We start from the raw sequence: 19,728 nt of genomic DNA on the forward strand, positions 1-19,728 counted from the left end.
CGTGGCCGTCGTGGCCGTCGTGTCCTGTGTCGGAGAAGAGAGGACCGGTCCCGCGCGACGGTCCGGCCCTCTCCCCCGTCCCGCCGACGTTTCCCGCCGACGGTCAGAGAAGGCCGTCGGCGATGCCCAGCGGCCCGGTCGTCGACGCCGAAACCTCACCGTGCGCGCCGGCGTCACCGTGGACGTGACCGCTCACGCCCGCGTCGACGCCGCCAGTCACCCCGGAGAGAACTCCGTCCACCTGACCCGTCACGCCGCCCACGGTGGACGGCACGTCCACCGGCAGGAGCACGCCGCCGGAGCCGTCGCCCAGGCCCAGCCCACCCAGGGTGTCGTCGACTCCGAGCGAACCGACGACGCCCTCCACCTGGCCGTGCGTGCCGGCGAGGGGGCCGCCGAGCAGGCCGTCGGCGACGCCGAGCAGGCCCGAGTCGGTGGTCGCCAGCAGCGCGTCCGGGCTGGCGACCGTGGTGGTGACGTCCCCGACCGCCGGGGCGGTCGCGACCTCCACCGCGCCCACCACGTCCGCGTCGAGCGTGTGGGCCACGTCGTGCACCCCGGTCAGGTCCGTGGCCAGGCCGTCCGGCCCGACGCCCACGCCGATCCCCGGCAGCACGTACGCCCCTGCCGTCACGCTGCTCGGGTCCACGGCGATCGCGCCCAGGGCGCCGGCCGCCACGTTCACCCCACCGGCCGAACTGCTGACGGTGATCTGCTGCGTGACGTTCTGCAGCTGGCCGACCACGTCGGTGGCGTCGGTCACCAGCGGCCCGAAGCCGAGCTGGCCGGTCACCGAGGTGACCGCCGAAACGCCGTACGCCGGGACGTGGTCGACCACCAGCGGGACGACCTCCTGCACGTCCGCGACGGTGATGTCGGTCAGCCCCGCCGCCAGGAGCTCGCCCTGCGGGTCGAGCTCGAAGGCCGACAGCGCGGCCGAATCGGTGACCAGGTTGAGCACGAAGTCGTGCAGGGTCTGGTGCCCCTCCGCGTGCACCGTCTGGTGCGATTCCACGTGCGCGGGCTGCTGGGTGTCCGCCTGCGCACTCTGGTACGAATCCGCGTGCAGGGTCTGGTACGAGTCCATGTACGGGTACTCCTCGGAAGAGGGCCATCGAGCGTCGACAGCGACGCTATGGCCGACGCCGGGACGGCACATCGGGGATGCGCCCGCAAGCTTGCCGGCCCGATCCGGGCCGGCACCGCTCGCGAAGCCAGGGGGGACGGGGATCCGTGCGCCGGGGGTGGGCCCGTGATGCCCGGGGGCGTTCCGCGGACGATAGGGGCTCTAGGGGGTGCCCCTCATCGGTGCGAGGGGCGTCGGCTGCCGGTCATGCCTTCGGCGGGGAGAGCGCCGTGCGGAGCTGCCGGCGTGAGCTGACTCCGAGCTTGCCGAACACGTTGCCGAGGTGCCACTCCACGGTGCGGGGGCTGATGAACATCTGGGCCGCGATCTCGCTGTTGGTATGTCCGTCCCTGGCCAGCCTGGCGATCTGTGCCTCCTGACTGGTGAGTTCGGTGGCCGTTCCGGTCCGCCGCTTGCGTACGGTCTCCCCGGTGGCCAGAAGCTCCCTGCGGGCGCGCTCGGCGAGGCCCTCGGCTCCCATCCGGCTGAAGGCGTCGTAGGCGGAACGTAGCTGGGTGCGGCTCTCCTGCCGGCGGTTCCGGCGACGCAGCCACTCGCCGTACAGCAGGCGGGCGCGGGCCAGGTGGACGACGATCCGACACCGTCCGAGGTGCTCGATCGCCTCCCGGTAGAGCGCATCGGCAACCTGGTCGTCGCTGAGGAGCGCCCGGGAGCAGGCCTCCACGCCCAGGGCCCACGGCGTTCCGCTCGCGCGAGTGCGTACGGTGAGCTTGTCCAGCGCCGCCGCGGCGGACTCCGGCTGCCCGCTGCGGGCGGCAGCCTCGATCAGTTCCGCCAGCGCCCACCCGAAGAAGCCCAGGTCCTCGTACTGGCATGCCCGGATCGCCGCGGCCAGCGCCGTCTCGTAGTGGCCGAGGCTGTTGTACAGCGCTGCGGTCGCGTAATGGGCGAGGCTGACCGTCCGTCCCTCACCCCGGGCGCTCACCTCCTCGATGGTCGTCTCGATGAGGTCCATCGCCTCGGTTTCCTCTGCACGCCAGGCGTTGAGGACCAGCGACGTGTACATCATCGGCGCGCCGCCGGTGGCCGCCGAGATGGCGGTCGCTTCGTCGATCAGAGCCGAGGCGGTACCGAACTCTCCCGCGAAGACGTGGTAGCCCGCCTTGTAGGTCAGAGCCATCGGGAGGACGGAGAGGGCCCCCGTTTCGCGAGCGATGCGGACGGCGGCGTTCGCCATCTCGTGCCAAGCGTCGTCGTCCCACAACTCCGGAACGAGCGGCTCGGGTATCACCCGGAACGCCAGCCACAGCCAGCGGCTGTCCGCGGCCGTCGCACCGGATCTCTGCTCCTGCCGGACGATGTGCAGCGCACGCTTCAGGGCGTCGACACCAGCGGCGTGGCCATCGATGATCAGCCCCGCCATGCTGTCCAGGAGGACGTCGAGCTCCCGTGCCGGCGTCGGCGGCGAGGGTCCGGCGCGGACCGCCTCGGCCACCGCCCGCTGCTCGGGCCCCTCACTGAGACGGCCGGCGAAGATCGCCGCGCCGAACGCTTCCAGCAGCGTGTCACGGGCGAGGGCGGCGTCGAGGGGCGCGAGTCGGTCCGCGGCGTCGAGCAGAAGCCGCGGTGCGGTACCGCAGCGGAGCCGGGAGAACACCAACCGGGCTCGCAACCGCTCGAGCCGGGCCCGCCGCAGGTCGTCCAGTGGGCCCGCCTCCGCGACCGCCAGCAGGTTGTCGGCCTGTTCCGCGCCACCGGCCTCGATGTCGAGCTGCGCGGCTGCCAGCGCTCGGGCGACGCGTCGCGCGGGATCGGGCGTCAGCTCCGCCGCCCGCCGCAGGAAGGAGGCGGCGGCAGCGGCTCCGCCCCTGCCCTGCGCGCGGTCGGCCGAGCGCTCCAAGTCGGCGGCGACGCTCTCGTCGGGCCCGGGGGCGGCCTGAGCGCGGTGCCACGCCCTGCGGTCGGGATCCAGGTGGGGATCGGTGGCCTGCGCCAAGGCTCGGTGCGCCGTCCGACGATCCGCCGGGGGCGTCCGTTGGTAGACGGCGGAGCGCACCAGCGGGTGGCGGAAGCGCACCCTGGCACCGAACTCGACCAGTCCTCTGCTCTCGGCCGGGCATGCGGCGTCCGCCGGGATCGCCTGCAGATCGGCTGCGCGCCACAGCAGGCTTGCGTCTCCGGTCGGCTCAGCCGCGGCGATCACCAACAGCCGCTGACTGTCCGGCGGTAGGGACAGGAACTGCTGGTGGAAGGCATCCTCCAGGTGGTTCGCCAGGGGGTCCCGGCCGGCGAGCCAGAACCCGCCCGCCAGCTCGGCGGGTCCGAGCGCATGTGGCAGATGCAGCAGGGCCATCGGATTGCCGTGAGCCTCGGCGACGATCCGGTCCCGCACCAGCGGGTCGAGCGGGGCGGGGCAGGCCGACGCCAGGAGGGCACGCGCGTCGGCCTCGCTGAGGCCATCCACGACCAGCTCCGGCAGACCGGCCAGCTCGCGAGCCGGCTCCCGCAGGGCGAAGATCAGGGCGATCGGTTCGGCCATCAACCGCCTGGCGACAAACGCCAGCACCCGCATGGACTCGGCATCGAGCCACTGCGTGTCATCGACGAGGCAGGCCAACGGCTGGTCCTCGGCGGCGCCGGCCAGCAGTCCGAGCACCGCCAGTCCGACGAGAAACGGGCTGGGTGCCTCGCCCTCCCGCAGCCCGAACGCGATGGACAACGCATCGCGCTGCGGTCCGGGCAACTCGTGGAGCCGACCCAGCAGCGGCGCGCAGAGCTGATGGAGGACGGCGAATGGCAGCTCCATCTCCGACTCGATGCCCGCGATGGCCACGGTGCGGAACCCGGCCGCCCGGCCGGCTGCGTGATCCAGCAACGCGGTCTTGCCGATCCCGGCCTCCCCGCGAAGGACCAGGACCGCACTGCCCCCGGCCCGTACCCGGGCGAGCACCCGCTCCAACGCGGCCAGCTCCCGGCCTCGGCCTCGCAGTTCGACGCGCGTGTCGATGGCGGGCACCCCCATGCGTCGATCTTCCTGGTCGCGGCGCGCCAGGCCGCGCGACCAATGCGGTCATTTTAGTCAAATCGGGTCGGCGCTCTCCGGGTCAATGCCGACCCGGACGTGACCTCGCGGGTTCGGGGCGGACGTGGCGAGTCACCCCAGACCGGACGTGACCTGCCCAAAGGTCGCCGATCCGAGGCGCGAAGAGCGCCACCCCGGGGTTCGGCCACGGGGCCGGACCCGGGGGTTTCCCTGGGGCGACGCGCGCCCGCCTCGGCGATCGTGGACGGGCCGGTGCACGAGGGGCGCCCCGCCAGGACAACGGCCCCACCCGGACGCCCTCGTGCGAAAGAAGGCCGGCACATGCCGTTTGTCAGCGGCAAAGGGCAGAACGCCCGTTCAATTACCCATCAGCACAGAAAGGACACCCTGCATGTCTGCCACACAGGACGTGCCCGCGATCCGGCCGTTCCGGGTCGAGGTCCCGGAGGCGGAGCTCAAGGAGCTGCGAAAGCGCATCCTGGCCACGCGCTGGCCCGAGAAGGAGACTGTCGACGACCAGTCGCAGGGCCCGCAGCTCGCCACGATGAAGGAACTCGCGCGCTACTGGGCCTCGGAGTACGACTGGCGCAAGGTCGAGGCCAGGCTGAACTCCCTGCCGCAGTTCATCACCGAGATCGACGGCCTCGACATCCACTTCGTCCACGTGCGGTCGAAGCACGAGAACGCCCTGCCGCTCATCGTCGCGCACGGCTGGCCGGGCTCGATCATCGAACAGCTCAAGATCATCGAGCCACTGACCGATCCCACCGCACACGGCGGCACCGCGGAGGACGCATTCCACGTGGTGATTCCGTCGATGCCCGGCTACGGGTACTCGGGCAAGCCCACGACGACCGGGTGGGGCCCGGACCGCGTCGCCCGCGCCTGGGTCGAGCTGATGAAGCGCCTCGGCTACGACCGGTTCGCGGCGCAGGGCGGCGACTGGGGTGCGATCGTCGTGGACCTGATGGCCGCGGCAGCGCCGGACGGGCTGATCGGCATCCACACCAACATGCCCGGCGTGGTCCCGGCCGAGATCGACAACCTGTTCCACCGGAACATCATCGGAGCGGCCAACGCCCTCGAGTCGCTGCCGTCCGATCTCGCACCGGACGAGAGGCAGGCGTGCGAGCAGCTCGACTTCGTGTGGAAGCACGTCACGTACGCGCTTCAGATGGCTGCTCGCCCGCAGACGCTGACCGGGTTGGCGGACTCGCCCGTCTTCCTGGCCGCCTGGATGCTCGACCATGACGCGGCCAGCCTGGCTCTGATCTCCCGGTCCTTCGCCGGGGTGCCCGAGGGCCTGACGCGCGACGACGTCCTCGACAACATCACCCACTTCTGGCTGACGAACTCGGGGGTCTCCGCGGCGCGACTCTACGCGGAGAACAGGTTCTCGTTCTTCGGCGTCAAGGGTGTCACGATCCCCGTCGCCGTGAGCGTCTTCCCGGACGAGCTCTACCGGGCCCCGAAGAGCTGGACGGAGCGGGCGTACCCGGATCTGATCCACTACAACCGGGTCGACAAGGGCGGTCACTTCGCGGCGTGGGAGCAGCCGCGAATCCTCGTGGAGGAGGTGCGCTCCGGCCTCCGGTCGCTTCGCTAGGCACCTCGCCTGCCCGGCGGAGCACGCTCCGGCTCAGCGGGCGGCCGAGTGGCTCAGCGTCGAGCCCCTCGGCCGCCCTCTCGGCTGGCATCCTGTTCGTACCATGGCGCCCCCGGGTGTGGGAGGTCGTCATGTCGGTCCGGAACCGAGCGAACACGCCGTGGCTCCCGCCGCGCTGGTTCATCCGTCTGGCCTGGTCGGTGCACCGGGGCCTGTACCGGGTCTGCCACGGCCGGGTCGGCCTGTGGCGGCCACGCGCGAACCGCTGGGGCACGCTACGGCTGACCACCACCGGGCGCCGCACCGGTCAGCAGCACAGCGTCATCCTCGGGTACGTCGAGGACGGGCCGAACCTGGTCACGTTGGCGATGAACGGGTGGGGCGCGGCCGAGCCCGCCTGGTGGCTCAACCTGCAGGCGCACCCGGACGTGACCGTCGACCTGGTCGACGGGCAGCGACCGGTACGCGGTCGCGCCGCGACCGGTGACGAGCGGTCGAGGCTGTGGGCCCGCTGGTGCGAGATCGACACGAATCTCGACGGCTTCGCGGCGCGGCGGCCGTCCGAGACCGCGGTGGTGGTCCTGGAGCCGGGATTCGGCACGTCGGACGCGGGGAGTGCGGCGCGGGAGCGTCCCTAGTCCTCGTCCGTGACGCGGATGATGACCTTCCCGGGCGCTCGGGGGGCGTCGGGCCCGAATGCGGCCACCGCCTCCGACAGGGGCCGGATCGCTCCGATGTTCGGGGTGAGTCGTCCGTCGCGCAGTCGCGCGGCCAGTTCGGTGAGTTGAGAGCGGTCGGCTTCGACGACGAAGAAGACCGCGCGACCGTTCTGGGGCTGGACCTCCGGCGGGCCGGCGATGGTGACGAGCGTGCCGCCGGGACGCACGAGTGCGGTCGAGCGGTCCCGGATGTCGCCGCCGATCACGTCGAAGACCACATCGACCTGTCCGACGTGCTCCAGACTCTCGTTCTCGAGATCCACGAACGCGGCGACGCCGAGCTTCAGCGCGGTGTCCCGGTCGCGCGCACGGCCGGTGCCGATTACTCGTACGCCCACCTCGCGGGCGAGCTGGACCGCGAGCGAGCCGACACCGCCCGCGGCGCCGTGGATCAGGACGGTCTGACCCGGTTCGACGCGGGCGTGGACGAAGAGGGCCTGCCAGGCGGTCAGTCCGGAGATCACCCCGGCCGTGGCCACCGCGTGGTCGACGTCCGCGGGCAGCGGGGCGAGGTTGCGTGCCTCGACGGCCACGTACTCGGCCAGCGAACCGTTACGCGTCCAGTCGGTCAGGCCGAACACCCGCTGTCCCACGCTCAGCCCCGTGGTGCCGTAGCCCAGCTCGGTCACGACACCGGACACCTCGTGCCCGGGAACGGACGGGGTACGGTCCCGCCCGGCCCGGTCGGTCCAGGTCCCCGGCCAGGTCAACTCCCCGGGGGTGAACCCTGCCGCGTGCACGCGCACCATGACCTCGTTCTCCGCCAGATGCGGGTGCGGCAGCTCGGTCAGCGTCAGCCCGGCCAGTCCGGCCTCTCGATCCCGCACAGTGATCGCTTGCACAACAGCTCCCCTCTCTGGTGAGGTCCGTGCGGCACCGTCATCCCGATGGGCTCCGCTCCGTCACATCCTCTCCGGTGTCCGCACCGGACGGGGCAGGATCACCGATCTGCCCAACGGTTGTGGGGCATCGACGCGGCGTGCGCGGCCGGTTGTCACATCACGACACCGACCGGCCGGGTGCCGGTGTCATATCCGGCCGAAGCGCCAATGCCGCCAGCGTCGTCCGGACCCACCGCCGGCCGACGAACATGCCTAGGGCGGCCGCTACCCCTACGTGATCATGACGTGATTGGCGCGCCGTGGCTCGGGCTGGACCATGGTCAGCAGGCTCTCGCCCTCGGCGAGGACGGCGTCGCGCTGATCCGCCGTAAGGGTGCGCAGCGACGTGATCCGCAACGTCGCCGCGCCGTCGTCGACGGTGACCGCCCAGGTGCCCGCGACCCGGCCGTCGACCAGCAGGAAGCGGGCACCCGCGACGCTCAGCCCACGATGCTCGGTGTCGATGACGCGGCTGCGGTCGTCGTAGCCGAGCACGGCGTTGTCGAACGCCGGCAGGAAGCGCGGCGGCGCCGGGGTCTCCGGGTCGGGCAGCGCGCCGTCGGGCACGTCGAGCAGCTCGCGGCCGCGCTCGTCGCGGAACGTGCGCAACCGCGGTCGCAACCGTTGGACCGACTCGCGCAGCCCGCTCAGCCCCGACCAGGCGCGGATGTCAGCACTGGCCGCCGGGCCGTAGGCGGCGAGGTAGCGCAGGACCAGCGCGTCGACGGTGGCCGGCGAGGCCGGCTCCAGCGGGCGGCCCAGCCACGCCTCGATGGTGGTGTTGTGCGCCGCGCCACGCTCGCCCCAGACACCGCGGGGTGGCACCTGCACGAGCGGCACGAGGGTGCTGAGCGCGTCACCCAGCCAGCGCGGCTCCACCCCCGGCCAGCGGTCGGCGATCACGCGGGCCGCGTCGGTCAGCATGCGCGGGCGCTCCTCGAACAGCGGCCGGCCCAGTTTCGTCAGCTCGTCGAGGTCGACGCCGGGCAGCACCCGGCGCAACGTCGACCACATGCGTTTGACCAGCATCGCCTGGTGCACGGGCCGGAGCGCGAGGCAGTCCCGTGCGGTCACCAGGTGCAGCGTGCGGCGCATCAGCAGCGTGCGGACCGCCTCGCGACTCAGCAGCAACCCGGCCAGCGCCGACGGCTGGAAGCCGGCCAGCCGGCTCCACAACCCGACGTACGGCTCCAACGGCTCCTGCGCCTGCAACCCCACCAGGTGCTCGAGGGCGTCGGCGACCGGCATGTCGTGCCGCTGCAGCAGGAGCTGGCGGGACAGGAGCGCCCGGTTGAGGGCGCGGCGGTCGAGCACGCTCATGGGGCTGACGCTATCGCCCACCCCGGACACTCCCCAGGCGCCGCCCGCCCCGCTATCCGGGGCGCTTCGCCGCCGAGCCGGTGCACCGCTGTGCGGTGGCGAGTTTGTCGAGGATGCGCTGCTCGCCACGGCCGGTGGCCGGCACCGGCTGACCGCTGCCGGAGACCACCGCCGGGACGAACCGGCTGTCCACCACTGTCCGGCCGCGTACGACCAGGTTCAGTACACCGGAGTCCGTGCTGTGCGATTTTCCGTACCAGAGGAAGTTGCCCAGTCCGTAGTGCACGTAGGTCGCGCCCAGCCAGCCGTCGCCCAGCAGCGTGTGCGCGTGCGTACCGACCACGATGTCGGCGCCGGCCGCGGAGAGCTTTCCGGCGAACGTCTTCATCTCCCCGCTCGGGCACGACCTGCCCTCGACGCCCCAGTGCATGAAGACGATGACCAGGTCGGCCTGCTCCCGGGCCGAACGCACCGCGGCCGTGGCCCGGGCGGGATCGAACGCCATTGCCACCCCCGGTCGGCTGTCCGTGGCCCGCCACGACCCGGCCAGGTCGTGCACCTGCGACATGCCGAGCACCGCGATCCGCAGCCCTCGTACGGTGGTGAGCCAGGGCGCATACGCCGCGTCGGCGTCGCGGCCCGCGCCGAACACCGGGTACCGGGCTTCCGCGGCGGCGTCGAGGGTGTCGGAGAGCCCCTGCTGGCCGTAGTCGAGGATGTGATTGTTGGCGATCGACACCGCGTCGACCCCGGCCGCGCGCAGTGCCGCGAAGGCGGTCTTCGGGGCCCGGAAATGGTAGGTCTTCGGCTGTGGGGTGCCCCGGTCGGTCACCGCCGTCTCCAGGTTGAGCAGCGCGACGTCGGCGTCGCGCAGCGTCGACGCGATCGCCCCGAAGGCCGTCTCCGGATCGTCGAGCAGGCCCAGGGTGCGGCCGGTGAAGTGGACGTCGCCGGCGAAGGCCAGCCGCACCTCGGCCGGCGCGCTCGGCTCCGGCGTCGCGGTTGCGGTGGCGGAGGGCGTCGGACCCGACGTGGCCGCGCGCCAGACCGGCGTCTGGCCGGTCGATCCGGCGGCGCATCCGGCCAGCCCGGCGCCGACCGCGACCGCCGTCAGCGCCGCCAGCGAGGTACGTGCCGTCCCGCGGAACACCCTGGCGAGGGTACGCTCTCCGGGCGACGCCCGGGACCCCCGGCGGCCACCACCGACCGCCGTACCAGCGCGGGCTTTGCCTGCCCGGCAGCGCGCAACGCCGGCGGGGACCGCCACCGCCGCGATGGCGAACAAGGACGGGCCAGGCCACCTCGGGGCGAGGTGATGATCACCACGCAGAGCCAACTCTTCCCTCACGGGAGAGTAGGGTCCGTCAGAGTCGTCAGGGTCTGACGTGCGCCCGGCCGGGTGCGCCTGAGTGGAAATGGCTTCATGTCTTCAGTGTTGTCCGCGGTGTCCCGGCCGCGCCTGCCCCGTCCGTCCTGGCTGTCACCGAAGGTGCTCCGCACCGAGGTTCTCGCCGGTCTGGTCGTCGCTCTCGCCCTGATTCCCGAGGCGATCTCCTTCTCGATCCTGGCCGGCGTCGATCCTCGGGTGGGCCTGTTCGCCTCGTTCACGATGGCGGTCACGATCGCGGTTTGCGGCGGTCGTCCGGCGATGATCTCCGCCGCGACCGGCGCCATCGCCCTGGTCGTGGCGCCGCTGGCCAAGGAGCACGGCTTGGACCACCTGATCGCGGCGGTGATCCTCGGTGGCGCGATTCAGGTCCTGCTCGCGGCGCTCGGCGTAGCGAAGTTGATGCGATTCATCCCGCGCAGCGTCATGGTCGGCTTCGTCAACGCCCTGGCCATCCTGATCTTCGCCGCGCAGGTCCCCCATCTGCTCGGCGTGCCGTGGCTGGTCTACCCACTCGTTGCGGTGGCGCTGGCGCTCATGGTGGGGCTGCCCCGGCTCACCCGCGCGGTCCCCGCGCCGCTGGTGGCGATCGTTGTGCTGACCGTCGCCACGGTGACCGTCGGCGTAGCGGTGCCGACGGTCGGGGGTGAGGGCGCCCTGCCGGACAGCCTGCCCACCCTGGGTGCGCCGCAGGTCCCCTGGACCCTCGACACGCTCACCCTGATCGCCCCGTACGCCCTGGGCGTGGCGCTGGTCGGCCTGATGGAGTCGCTGATGACCGCCAAGCTCGTCGACGACATCACCGACACGCACTCCAACAAGACCCGGGAGTCCTGGGGACAGGGCGTCGCCAACATCGTCACCGGGTTCTTCGGCGGCATGGGTGGCTGCGCGATGATCGGTCAGACCATGATCAACGTGAAGGCGTCCGGTGCACGTACCCGGCTGTCGACCTTCCTGGCTGGCGTGTTCCTCCTGATCCTGGTCGTCGCGCTCGGTGACGTGGTTGCGGTCATCCCGATGGCCGCTCTGGTCGCCGTGATGATCATCGTGGCGGTGTCGACCTTCGATTGGCACTCTGTCGCACCGAAGACGCTGAAGAAGATGCCGTACGGCGAGACGATCGTCATGCTGGCCACCGTCGCGACCACCCTGGCCACCCACAACCTGGCCGTCGGCGTCGTCGTCGGCGTGCTCACCGCCATGGTGATCTTCGCCCGCCGGGTCGCCCGTCTGGTCGAGGTCACCAGCGTCCTTGACCCGGACGGCAGCACCCGGATCTACTCCGTTCATGGTGAGCTCTTCTTCGCCTCCAGCAACGACCTCGTCGGCCAGTTCGACTACGCCAACGACCCCGAGAACGTGGTGATCGACATGACCCACGCCCATGTCTGGGACGCCTCCTCCGTCGCCGCGCTGGACGCGATCACCACGAAGTACGCCGCCCGGGGCAAATCCGTCGAGATCGTTGAGTTGAACAAGCCCAGCGCCCGCATCCACAACACCCTCGCGGGGCAGCTCGGAGTCGGCCACTGATGGCCGCCGCCAGCCGCGGCGCCGGGTCGGACCAAGCCTCCGACCCGGCCTCCGGTCGGTTGATGCAGATCGGGGAGGCCGCCGAGCGGGTGGGGTTGAGCATCCGAACCATCCGCCACTACGAGGAAGTCGGCCTGATCGTGCCCGCTGCGCGCAGCGAGGGCGGCTTCCGCCTCTATACCGGGTCCGACCTGGACCGCCTGGCCGTGGTCAAGCGGATGAAGCCGCTCGGGTTCACCCTCGACGAGATGCGGGGGCTCCTCGTCGTCCTCGACGCGCTCGACACCGCCACCGGCACCGAGCGGGCCGAGCTGCTTGACCGGCTCGGCATGTTCCACCACGCCGCGACCGCTCGGGTCGCCGCGCTGCGCGACCAACTCGCCATGGCAGAGGGCTTCGCCGGAACGCTCCGCGCCAAACTTGACCACCACGGCGACCCGGGCGCCTGACTCCCCACCGCCGGTCGCTCGCGTCGCGTATAGGGTTCGCCCGTCGGCGTTCGCCTTGCGATCATCCAGTGGTGACCTCCTACGTGTCCCACACCACCGTTGACTGTGCCGACGCCTACGCCTTGTCCCGTTGGTGGCAAGCCGTCCTCGACTACCGCGAAGACCCGGACGATCCGAACGAGCCCGGCCACGAGGAATGCATGATCTCCTCCCGGGACGGACGGCACCGCCTGCTGTTCATCGAGGTGCCGGAAGCAAAGCAGGTCAAGAACAGAATCCACCTCGACCTGCGTCCGGTCGAAGGCACGCGCGACGCGGAGCTGACGCGGCTGACCGAGTTCGGTGCGGCCGTCGTGTTCGACCGCCGCAACGCCGACGGAACGGGATGGGTTGTGCTCGCCGACCCGGAAGGCAACGAGTTCTGCATCCTTCGGAGCGACGCCGAGATCGCTGGCGGGCGGCCCTGACGGCATACCCGGACCGCCCCTGCCCATGGATGCGCTGAACTGCCTTCTCAATCATGGGGAGCCGGTTCTGACCGGCGTGCGCCGGATGCCGACCCACGACCCGAGCGCCTGATCGCCGAGCCGGACCCGCGGGCTCGATCGCGCCGTCCCCGTCCACCGCCATCGAGGTGCTCGGGCACCGCGGTGGCCCGATCCGCTGACCGCGGCATCCACGCTCGGCGACAGCGGCTCGGCTTCCTGGGCAGTCAGGCCGCCGCCGGCCTCCCGGCTCGCGCGCGGGCGATGGTACGCCCACGTTCCGACTCCGGGAAGCGGGCGAGCATGGCACGCACCTCGTCGGCGCTCACGTTGGCACCGAACAGCTCGCTGCCCGGTTCGAGCCGTACGCCCTCGGCGAGGGGCCCCGCGATGACCGGATCGAAGCCGAGCCGGTCGACAAGGGACGCCACGACGGCCAGATCGGCGGCGGCGTCACCGGCGATCGCGATGGCCTTGCGGCCGCCCGCGCCGTCCGGCCGAGCCTCGTCCTCGAGATCGTGGTATCCCATGTGGTTGAACGCCTTGACGACGCGGGAGCCGGCCAGGAAGGCCTGGACGGTCTCGCTCGACGAGGTACGCGGGTCGGTGAGGTCGTCGCGGATGCCGTCGACCTCCCACCAGTAGTTCATGGCGTCGACGACGAGCTTGCCGCGCAACGCCTCGGCGGGAATGCTGCGGTACCTGCCCAGCGGGAGAGCGAGGATGACGACGTCGGCGCCGGACGCGGCGTCGGTCGCCGTGGTGGCGACCGCCCCGGGCGTGAGCACCTCGATGGTGAGGGCGATCCTCGCCGGGTCACCGGAACCGGCGATGAGCACCCGGTAGCCGGCGGCGACGGCGAGCCGGGCGAGCACCGTGCCCACCTTGCCGGCGCCGAGGATGCCGAGGGTCCGTGGCCCTTGCCGGGCGCTGTCGTTCATGTCTTCCCTCCGGGTGTGGACGGGGCGTCCGTGGGCACGGTCAACTGGCGAGGATGTCGCGGACCAGCGGGATCACCCGGGTGCCGTACAGTTCCACGGCACGCATCCGGGCGCTCACCGGCTGAGCGCCCGCCGTGTAGATGAGGTCGAAGCGGCCGACGCCGAGGGTTCGGATCGCGCCGGCCATGCGACGGGCCACGGTCTCCGGCGAGCCGATGTAGAGGGAGCCGTGGGCGATCTCGGCGTCGAACTCCTCGCGGCGGATCGGTGGCCAGCCCCGCAGCGCACCGATCCGGTCCCGCATGACGCGGTAGTGCGGCCAGCACACCTCCTTGGCCTCCTCGTCGGTGTCGGCGATGAATCCTGGCGAGTGCATCCCCACCGGGTGCGCGGTCGTGCCGAACTGCTCGGCGGCCCGCCGGTACAGGTCGATGTAGGGCGCGAAGCGCGCGGGGGCACCACCGATGATGGCGAGCATCAGCGGGAAACCGTAGTGGGCGGTACGCACGACCGACTGTGGTGAGCCGCCGACACCCACCCAGGTGGTGAGGCGTCCCGATTCCGTCTTCGGGAAGACGTCGACGTGTTCGAGCGGCGCACGTTTCGTGCCGCTCCAGGTGACCGGCTTCTCCTCCAGGAGCTTCGCGAACAGCTCGATCTTCTCCTCGAACAGCACGTCGTAGTCGCGCAGGTCGTAGCCGAAGAGGGGGAAGGACTCGGTGAACGAGCCGCGGCCGAGGATGACCTCGGCCCGGCCGTTCGACAGCGCGTCCACCGTCGCGAAGCGCTGGAACACCCGGACGGGGTCGTCCGAGCTCAGCACCGTCACGCCGGACGCGAGCCGGATGCGCGAGGTACGGGTGGCGATCCCCGCCAGGACGGTCTCGGGCGTCGACACCGAGTACTCCGGCCGGTGGTGCTCGCCGAGGGCGATGACGTCGACGCCGAGATCGTCCGCCAGCACCGCCTCGTCGACGACCTGCCGGATCGCCGCGGCGTGGGACACGGGCCTGCCGGAGTCGTCCTCCGGCACGTCGCCGAAGGTGTCGAGGCCGAACACGAGATCAGACATGGGTGGGCTCCTTCGCCAACAGCTCCCGGACACGCGGCGCGACCTCGCTGCCCAGCAGCTCGATCGTGCGGGCGCGTGCCTCGCGGGGCAGGTGCATGATGTCGTACTTGAGGTCGAAGCGGCTCAGCCGCAGATCCCGGGCGACCGTGGCGATCTTCCGCGCGACCGTCTCGGGTGATCCGACGAACAGCGCTCCCTGGTCGAGTTCGGCCTCGTAGCGCCGGCGGTCCGGCTTGTAGAAGCCGCGTTCCTCGGCGAGCCGGGCCACGACCGGCTGCCAGTACCGCCACCAGGTCTCCACCGCCTCCTCGTCGGTGTCCGCGACGAGACCGAGCGAGTGCTGCCCGATCGGCTGCACGGGGTGCCCGGCCTGTTCGAGCGCCCGGAGGTAGAGGTCGACGTGGCCGGCGAACCGCTGCGGGCGCCCGCCGATGATCGCGAGCATGAGCGGGAGTCCGTAGCGGGCGGCGCGGATCACCGAGTTCGGACTCCCGCCGACGCCGATCCAGGTCGGGATTCCTCCCGCCCGCATCCTCGGATGCAGCCGCTGTGCGACGAGAGGGCTCCGTACGGTGCCCGACCAGGTGACCGATTCGTCCCTCTGCAGCCGGACGAAGAGGTCGAGCTTCTCCTCGAACAACCGCTCGTAGTCCGCCAGGTCGTACCCGAACAGCGGGAACGACTCGGTCGCCGACGCGCGGCCGAGGACGATCTGGGCGCGGCCGTTCGAGACCGCGTCCAGTGTCGCGAACTCGTGGTAGAGCCGTACCGGATCGTTCGTGCTGAGGACCGTGACCGAGGTGCCGAGGCGGATCCGGTCGGTCGCTGTCGCGATCGCCGCGAGCAGCACCGGCGTGGCCGAGTCGTTGTGGCCCTCGCGGTAGTGCTCACCCACGCTGAACACGTCGAGCCCGGCCGACTCCGCGAGCCGCGCCTCGTCGACGAGCAGCCGCACGGTCTCGGCGTCGCTCAGGATCCGGTCGCCGTCGGTGGCCACCTCGCCGAACGAGTTGAGCCCCAGTTCGATGCCCTTCGCCGTCACCGTCTCCTCCTCACGTTCGCTGGCGGGCGGGCGATCCGCGCCGGCAAGCCGCCCTCAACGATTGACATGTCAAACATGCTAGCCTGCTAATTGACATGTCAACTGGGAGAGGAAGATGACGAAGGACACACCCGAGCGGCGGAGGAGGCGCCAGCTGCCCACCGCCGAGGAACTACGGATCTGGCGAGAGTTCATCGAGACCACGGAGGCGCTCAGATCCCGGATCGCGTCCCGCCTCCAGGTCCAGTCCTCGCTCTCGCCGGGCGACTACGCCGTCCTGCTCGCCCTCACCGAGGCGCAGGACCAGCAGATGCGCTCCTCCGAACTGGCCGCGCACATCGGCTGGGAGCGCAGCAGGCTCTCCCACCACCTCGGCCGGATGGAGCGGCGCGGACTCATCCGCCGTCAGGAGTGCGCCACCGAGCCCCGAGGGGCGGAGGTCCACCTCACGCCGACCGGGGCCGAGGCCTTCCGCGGGTCCACCGTTCCCCACCTGCGCGCGATCCGCGAACTCTTCGTCGACGCACTGACACCGGACCAGCTCCGCGCGGCGGGCGAGATCGCCGCGGCGCTCCGCGTACACCTGGACCCGCAGCGCAAGGAGTGATCACCAGGAGGACGTCTCGCGTCAGGTGACCCGCCCCGAACCGGGATGCGCAGGGCTGACCACCGACAGTTCCAGCGGGGCGGGCAGCGGCGCCACACCCGGCCCGCCGCAGTCGATCCAGTCGACGATTTCGTCGACCACCACATCGTCGATGACCAGGCCGAACCAGACCGGCCGGGCGCCGGCACGGCGCGCCGCCGGGGCGGGATGAACGACGATCAGGTTGGCTTGTGCGCACAGGTCGAGGCAGGTGCTGACCCGGACGCGGTGCGGTGCCCGCAACGTGTCGCGTAGCCGCCGCAACTGCGCGTCGTGGTCGACCGAAGGGAGCTTGCCGCTGTTGCCGCAGCAGCAGTCCCGGCACACCGTCACCAAGCAGCCCTGCTCCTCCGTCATGTGCCGCTCCTCGCTGGTCTTCCGTCGACCGGGCACCCCGCTCGGAGATGGTCGTCGGCGATCCGGCGGGCAAGTGTCGTATCGACGTGCGGGTACCAGATGTCGTCCGGGTGCACGACGACGAGAGGGCCGAGATTGCAGGGAAAGAGGCAGCCGGTCGCGCCGGCCGCAGGGCCAGGGGCGCGGTGACCGACACCGGCGGCGGTGTCGTGGCCCGCGGTGTGGGTGACGGCGCGGGCGACCAGCAGGACGTGGCGGGTCATGACGCGGGCGGGTGGTAGGTGATCACGGGCCGCCCGGTGGTCGGGTGCGGCGCGACGTCGGCGTGGACGCCGTACACGTCGGCGAGCAGGTGCGGGGTGAGGACCTCGGCGGGCGGACCGGCGGCGACGACCCGCCCGGCGGCCAGGACGACCACGGTGTCGCAGAACATGGCGGCGAGGTTGAGGTCGTGCAGCGCGGCGAGGGTGGTGATGCCGGCGCGACGGACGAGGTGCAGCAGGTGCAGTTGGTGGCCGATGTCGAGGTGGTTCGTAGGTTCGTCGAGCAGCAGCAGGCGTGGTTGTTGGGCCAGGGCGCGAGCCAGCTGCGCCCGCTGCCGTTCCCCACCGGAGAGGGTGTGCCACCGGCGGTCGGCGTACCCGTCGAGGTCGACGCGGGCCAGCGCGTCGGCGGCGGCGGCGCGGTCGGCGGCGCTGTCGGACCACCGGGAGCGGCGGTGCGGGGTACGGCCCAGCAGCACGACCTCGATGACGGTCAGGTCGAGGTCGGTGTCGGCGTGCTGAGCGAGCAGCGCGGCCCGGCGGGCGAGGGTGGTCCGGGGCAGGGTGGCGACGTCGTCGCCGTCGATCGTCACCTGCCCGGCGTGGGGTGTGGCGAGGCGGGCGGCGACGCGCAGCAGGGTCGTCTTGCCGCAGCCGTTGGGGCCGAGCAGCCCGACGAGGCTGCCCGCCGGAACCGCGCAGGTGACGTCGTGGAGGATCCGTCGGGCGACGACCGCCCAGGAGACGCCGGTGACGCTGAGCATCAGCCGCGTACCTCCCGTCCGCGCAGGAGCACCACGAAGGCGGGTACGCCGAGCAGCGCGGTCAGCACGCCCACCGGCAGTTCCCGGGGTTCGAACAGGGTCCGCGCGGCGGTGTCCACCCAGACCAGGAAGATCGCGCCGGCGAGGACGACGGCCGGCAGGAGCCGCCGGTGGTCGGCGCCGGTGAGGAACCGCACGGCGTGCGGCAGGATCAACCCGACGAAGCCGACCGCGCCGCTGACGGCGACCAGCGCCGCGGTCAGCAGCGCGGTGGCGACGAGCAGCAGCCAGCGCACCCGGGTGACCGCGACGCCGAGGGTCGCCGCGGCGTCCTCGCCGAAGGCGAAGGCGTTGAGCGCGCGGGCGTGGGCCGCCAGCAGGACGAGCACGACGGCCAGGACCGGTACGGCCCACGCCACGGCGGTCCAGTCGACGCGGGCCAGCGAGCCGGAGAGCCAGAACGTGAGGCTCTGGGTGGCGTGCGGGTCGGCGACCCACGTGACCACGAACGAGGTGGCGGCCGCGCAGAGCTGCGCGACGGCCACCCCGGCCAGCACCACCCTGGTCGGGGCGAGCGCGGCCCGCCGGCCGGACACCGCGACCACGACGGCGAACGCCGCGAGCGCACCGGCGAACGCGCCCCCGGTGAGGGCGGCGACCCCGCCGCCGAGGCCGACGACGAGGACCGCCACCGCGCCGAGGGACGCCCCGGAGGAGACCCCGAGCAGGTACGGATCAGCCAGGGGATTGCGGGTGACGGTCTGCATCACCGCGCCGACCGCGGCCAGTCCTGCCCCGACCGCGGCGGCGCCGAGCACCCGCGGTAGGCGTAGCCGCCAGACGATGTGCTCGCGCAGCAGCGGGACGTCGGCGTCGACGACACCCAGGCGGTCGGCCACCACCGCCCACACCGTCGACACCGAGATGTCGGCCGGCCCGACGGTGACGGCGGCACCGATCGACCCCACCAGGCCCGCGAGCAGCAGGACCAGCAGCGTCCCGGTGCCGAACCGGTACCGGACGGCAGCGGCGGCTGCTGCCGGCCCGGCATCCCGGCCGGTTCCGACGGGGTGGCCGGTCTCGGCGGTGCGCGCCGCCATGGGGCTCAGCGGTCCGCTCCGGGAAGCTGTACCACTCCCTCGGCGAGCGTCTCGATCCCCTGCACCACGCGCACGCCGGCAGAGGTCGACGAGAACGGGATGACGACGAACCGCTGTCCGGCCACCGCGGGCAGGTTCTTCAGCGTGGGGTGCCGGGTCAGGAACGCCTTCTTCGCGGCTGCGGCGTCCCAGCTCGCGTCGACCAGCACGATCACATCGGGGTTCCGCTCGATGGCCGTCTCCCAGCTGGTGTCGGCCCAGCTTCCGGCGAGGTCACCGAAGGTGTTGCGCACCCCCGCCGCTGACATGATCATGTTGGGGCTGCCGCAGCAGGCACCCACGCTCGGCGCGTCCGTGCCGGCGTCCCACCACAGCACGGACACCTGGCCCGCGCCGTCGAGCCGGGCGGCGGCCGCGGTGATCCGGGCCCGTTGGTCGGCGATGAGCTTCTCGGCCCGCTCCGGCACGCCGAAGACGGCGGCGACGTCCCGGATCTCGGCGAAGACGTCGTCGACGGTCAGCGTGGCCGGTCGGTGCTGCTTCGGACAGCCCGCCGGGGACAGGTAGGTACCGATGCCGAGTCCCGCGAGCGCGGCGCGGTCGCCGACGCCCTCGTCTCCGAAGGCACTGTGGAACGAGGCGTAGACGAAGTCCGGCTCCGCGTCGAGCAGCGCCTCCTTCGACGGGTACTTCTCCGACAGCACCGGAACCGAGGCGTACGTGGCGGCGTGCTCGGGCAGGATCGCGTCGTCCAGGTACGCCGTGCCCGCCAACCGGTCGCCCAGACCGAGCGCCAGCATGATCTCGGTGGCGGGCTGGTTGAGGGTGACCGCCCGCTTCGGCGGCGCGGCGACGGCGACCGGGGTGCCGCAGTTGGTCACCGTGACCGGCGCGGTCGACGCCCCGGCCGTGGGCGTGTCGTCCGTGGCGCAACCGCCGAGCAGGACGAGCAGGATGGACAGTGGCGCGGCAACGCGCCGGGACAGGGTGGGCCGCATCGCGCGCACGCGCATCGGGACCGCCTTCCAGC

Annotated in this window: 18 protein-coding genes; 6 read left to right on the plus strand and 12 right to left on the minus strand. The window is 72.0% G+C overall.

Annotated elements, in window-relative coordinates; translation table 11 throughout:
- Positions 1-103: 103 nt before the first annotated feature.
- Together AB0873_RS17225 and AB0873_RS17230 are read right to left on the minus strand one after the other, a co-directional pair.
- The gene (locus AB0873_RS17225; protein WP_366600702.1) at positions 104-1,087 is read right to left on the minus strand and encodes an IniB N-terminal domain-containing protein; all 984 of its coding nucleotides are present in this window, start codon (positions 1,085-1,087) and stop codon (positions 104-106) included.
- 244 nt (positions 1,088-1,331) lie between these two features.
- Positions 1,332-4,109, minus strand: a complete 2,778-nt coding sequence (locus tag AB0873_RS17230; RefSeq protein ID WP_366600703.1) for an AAA family ATPase — start codon at positions 4,107-4,109, stop codon at positions 1,332-1,334.
- Positions 4,110-4,521: 412 nt separating this feature from the next.
- On the opposite strand from AB0873_RS17230, the gene AB0873_RS17235 reads away from it, so the two are divergent.
- Both AB0873_RS17235 and AB0873_RS17240 read left to right on the plus strand, forming a co-directional pair.
- Entirely contained in the window at positions 4,522-5,736 is a 1,215-nt protein-coding gene (locus AB0873_RS17235) for an epoxide hydrolase (protein WP_366600704.1), read from the plus strand.
- 131 nt (positions 5,737-5,867) lie between these two features.
- The gene (locus tag AB0873_RS17240; RefSeq protein WP_366600705.1) at positions 5,868-6,374 is read left to right on the plus strand and encodes a nitroreductase/quinone reductase family protein; all 507 of its coding nucleotides are present in this window, start codon (positions 5,868-5,870) and stop codon (positions 6,372-6,374) included.
- Here AB0873_RS17240 and AB0873_RS17245 read toward each other — a convergent pair.
- From AB0873_RS17245 to AB0873_RS17255, 3 genes are all read right to left on the minus strand, one after another.
- Entirely contained in the window at positions 6,371-7,297 is a 927-nt protein-coding gene (locus AB0873_RS17245; protein WP_366600706.1) for an NADP-dependent oxidoreductase, read from the minus strand. The genes AB0873_RS17240 and AB0873_RS17245 overlap by 4 nt on opposite strands.
- 270 nt (positions 7,298-7,567) lie before the next feature.
- Positions 7,568-8,656, minus strand: a complete 1,089-nt coding sequence (locus tag AB0873_RS17250; RefSeq protein ID WP_366600707.1) for a winged helix DNA-binding domain-containing protein — start codon at positions 8,654-8,656, stop codon at positions 7,568-7,570.
- Positions 8,657-8,708: 52 nt separating this feature from the next.
- On the minus strand, positions 8,709-9,806 hold the full coding sequence (locus AB0873_RS17255) for a CapA family protein (RefSeq protein ID WP_366600708.1): 1,098 nt from the start codon (positions 9,804-9,806) through the stop codon (positions 8,709-8,711).
- A 273-nt stretch (positions 9,807-10,079) separates the two neighbouring features.
- On the opposite strand from AB0873_RS17255, the gene AB0873_RS17260 reads away from it, so the two are divergent.
- The 3 genes from AB0873_RS17260 (at position 10,080) to AB0873_RS17270 (ending at position 12,495) form a co-directional block, all read left to right on the plus strand.
- The gene (locus tag AB0873_RS17260; protein ID WP_366600709.1) at positions 10,080-11,579 is read left to right on the plus strand and encodes a SulP family inorganic anion transporter; all 1,500 of its coding nucleotides are present in this window, start codon (positions 10,080-10,082) and stop codon (positions 11,577-11,579) included.
- Positions 11,579-12,028, plus strand: coding sequence for a MerR family transcriptional regulator (locus tag AB0873_RS17265; protein ID WP_366600710.1), 450 nt, complete (start codon positions 11,579-11,581; stop codon positions 12,026-12,028). Before AB0873_RS17260 ends, AB0873_RS17265 begins: the two co-directional genes overlap by 1 nt.
- 71 nt (positions 12,029-12,099) lie before the next feature.
- A complete protein-coding gene (locus tag AB0873_RS17270) occupies positions 12,100-12,495 on the plus strand; it encodes a VOC family protein (RefSeq protein ID WP_366600711.1) in 396 nt (131 codons plus the stop codon).
- A gap of 245 nt (positions 12,496-12,740) precedes the next feature.
- Here the strand turns inward: AB0873_RS17270 and AB0873_RS17275 are convergent, their stop codons facing one another.
- Genes AB0873_RS17275 through AB0873_RS17285 form a run of 3 tightly spaced genes read right to left on the minus strand, consistent with a single transcriptional unit; the run spans position 12,741 to position 15,568 of the window.
- Positions 12,741-13,454, minus strand: a complete 714-nt coding sequence (locus AB0873_RS17275) for an NAD(P)-binding domain-containing protein (protein ID WP_366600712.1) — start codon at positions 13,452-13,454, stop codon at positions 12,741-12,743.
- 40 nt (positions 13,455-13,494) lie between these two features.
- Positions 13,495-14,526 carry an LLM class flavin-dependent oxidoreductase gene (locus tag AB0873_RS17280; RefSeq protein ID WP_366600713.1) on the minus strand — a complete coding sequence of 344 codons (1,032 nt, stop codon included), beginning with the start codon at positions 14,524-14,526 and terminating at the stop codon, positions 13,495-13,497.
- Positions 14,519-15,568, minus strand: coding sequence for an LLM class flavin-dependent oxidoreductase (locus tag AB0873_RS17285; protein ID WP_366600714.1), 1,050 nt, complete (start codon positions 15,566-15,568; stop codon positions 14,519-14,521). The genes AB0873_RS17280 and AB0873_RS17285 overlap by 8 nt, the downstream gene beginning before the upstream one ends.
- A gap of 115 nt (positions 15,569-15,683) precedes the next feature.
- On the opposite strand from AB0873_RS17285, the gene AB0873_RS17290 reads away from it, so the two are divergent.
- On the plus strand, positions 15,684-16,175 hold the full coding sequence (locus AB0873_RS17290) for a MarR family transcriptional regulator (RefSeq protein ID WP_366600715.1): 492 nt from the start codon (positions 15,684-15,686) through the stop codon (positions 16,173-16,175).
- Positions 16,176-16,196: 21 nt separating this feature from the next.
- Here AB0873_RS17290 and AB0873_RS17295 read toward each other — a convergent pair whose 3' ends face one another.
- From AB0873_RS17295 to AB0873_RS17310, 4 genes are all read right to left on the minus strand, one after another.
- A complete protein-coding gene (locus AB0873_RS17295; protein ID WP_366600809.1) occupies positions 16,197-16,547 on the minus strand; it encodes a hypothetical protein in 351 nt (116 codons plus the stop codon).
- Between the two features lie 283 nt (positions 16,548-16,830).
- On the minus strand, positions 16,831-17,598 hold the full coding sequence (locus AB0873_RS17300) for an ABC transporter ATP-binding protein (protein WP_155333070.1): 768 nt from the start codon (positions 17,596-17,598) through the stop codon (positions 16,831-16,833).
- Entirely contained in the window at positions 17,598-18,698 is a 1,101-nt protein-coding gene (locus AB0873_RS17305; protein WP_366600716.1) for an iron chelate uptake ABC transporter family permease subunit, read from the minus strand. Before AB0873_RS17305 ends, AB0873_RS17300 begins: the two co-directional genes overlap by 1 nt.
- 5 nt (positions 18,699-18,703) lie before the next feature.
- Positions 18,704-19,711: an ABC transporter substrate-binding protein gene (locus AB0873_RS17310; RefSeq protein WP_366600717.1), complete on the minus strand. Its 1,008-nt coding sequence runs from the start codon at positions 19,709-19,711 to the stop codon at positions 18,704-18,706.
- Positions 19,712-19,728: the final 17 nt, after the last annotated feature.

Source organism: Micromonospora sp. NPDC047707 (assembly GCF_040704235.1).
In the GTDB taxonomy this organism is placed as follows: domain Bacteria; phylum Actinomycetota; class Actinomycetes; order Mycobacteriales; family Micromonosporaceae; genus Micromonospora.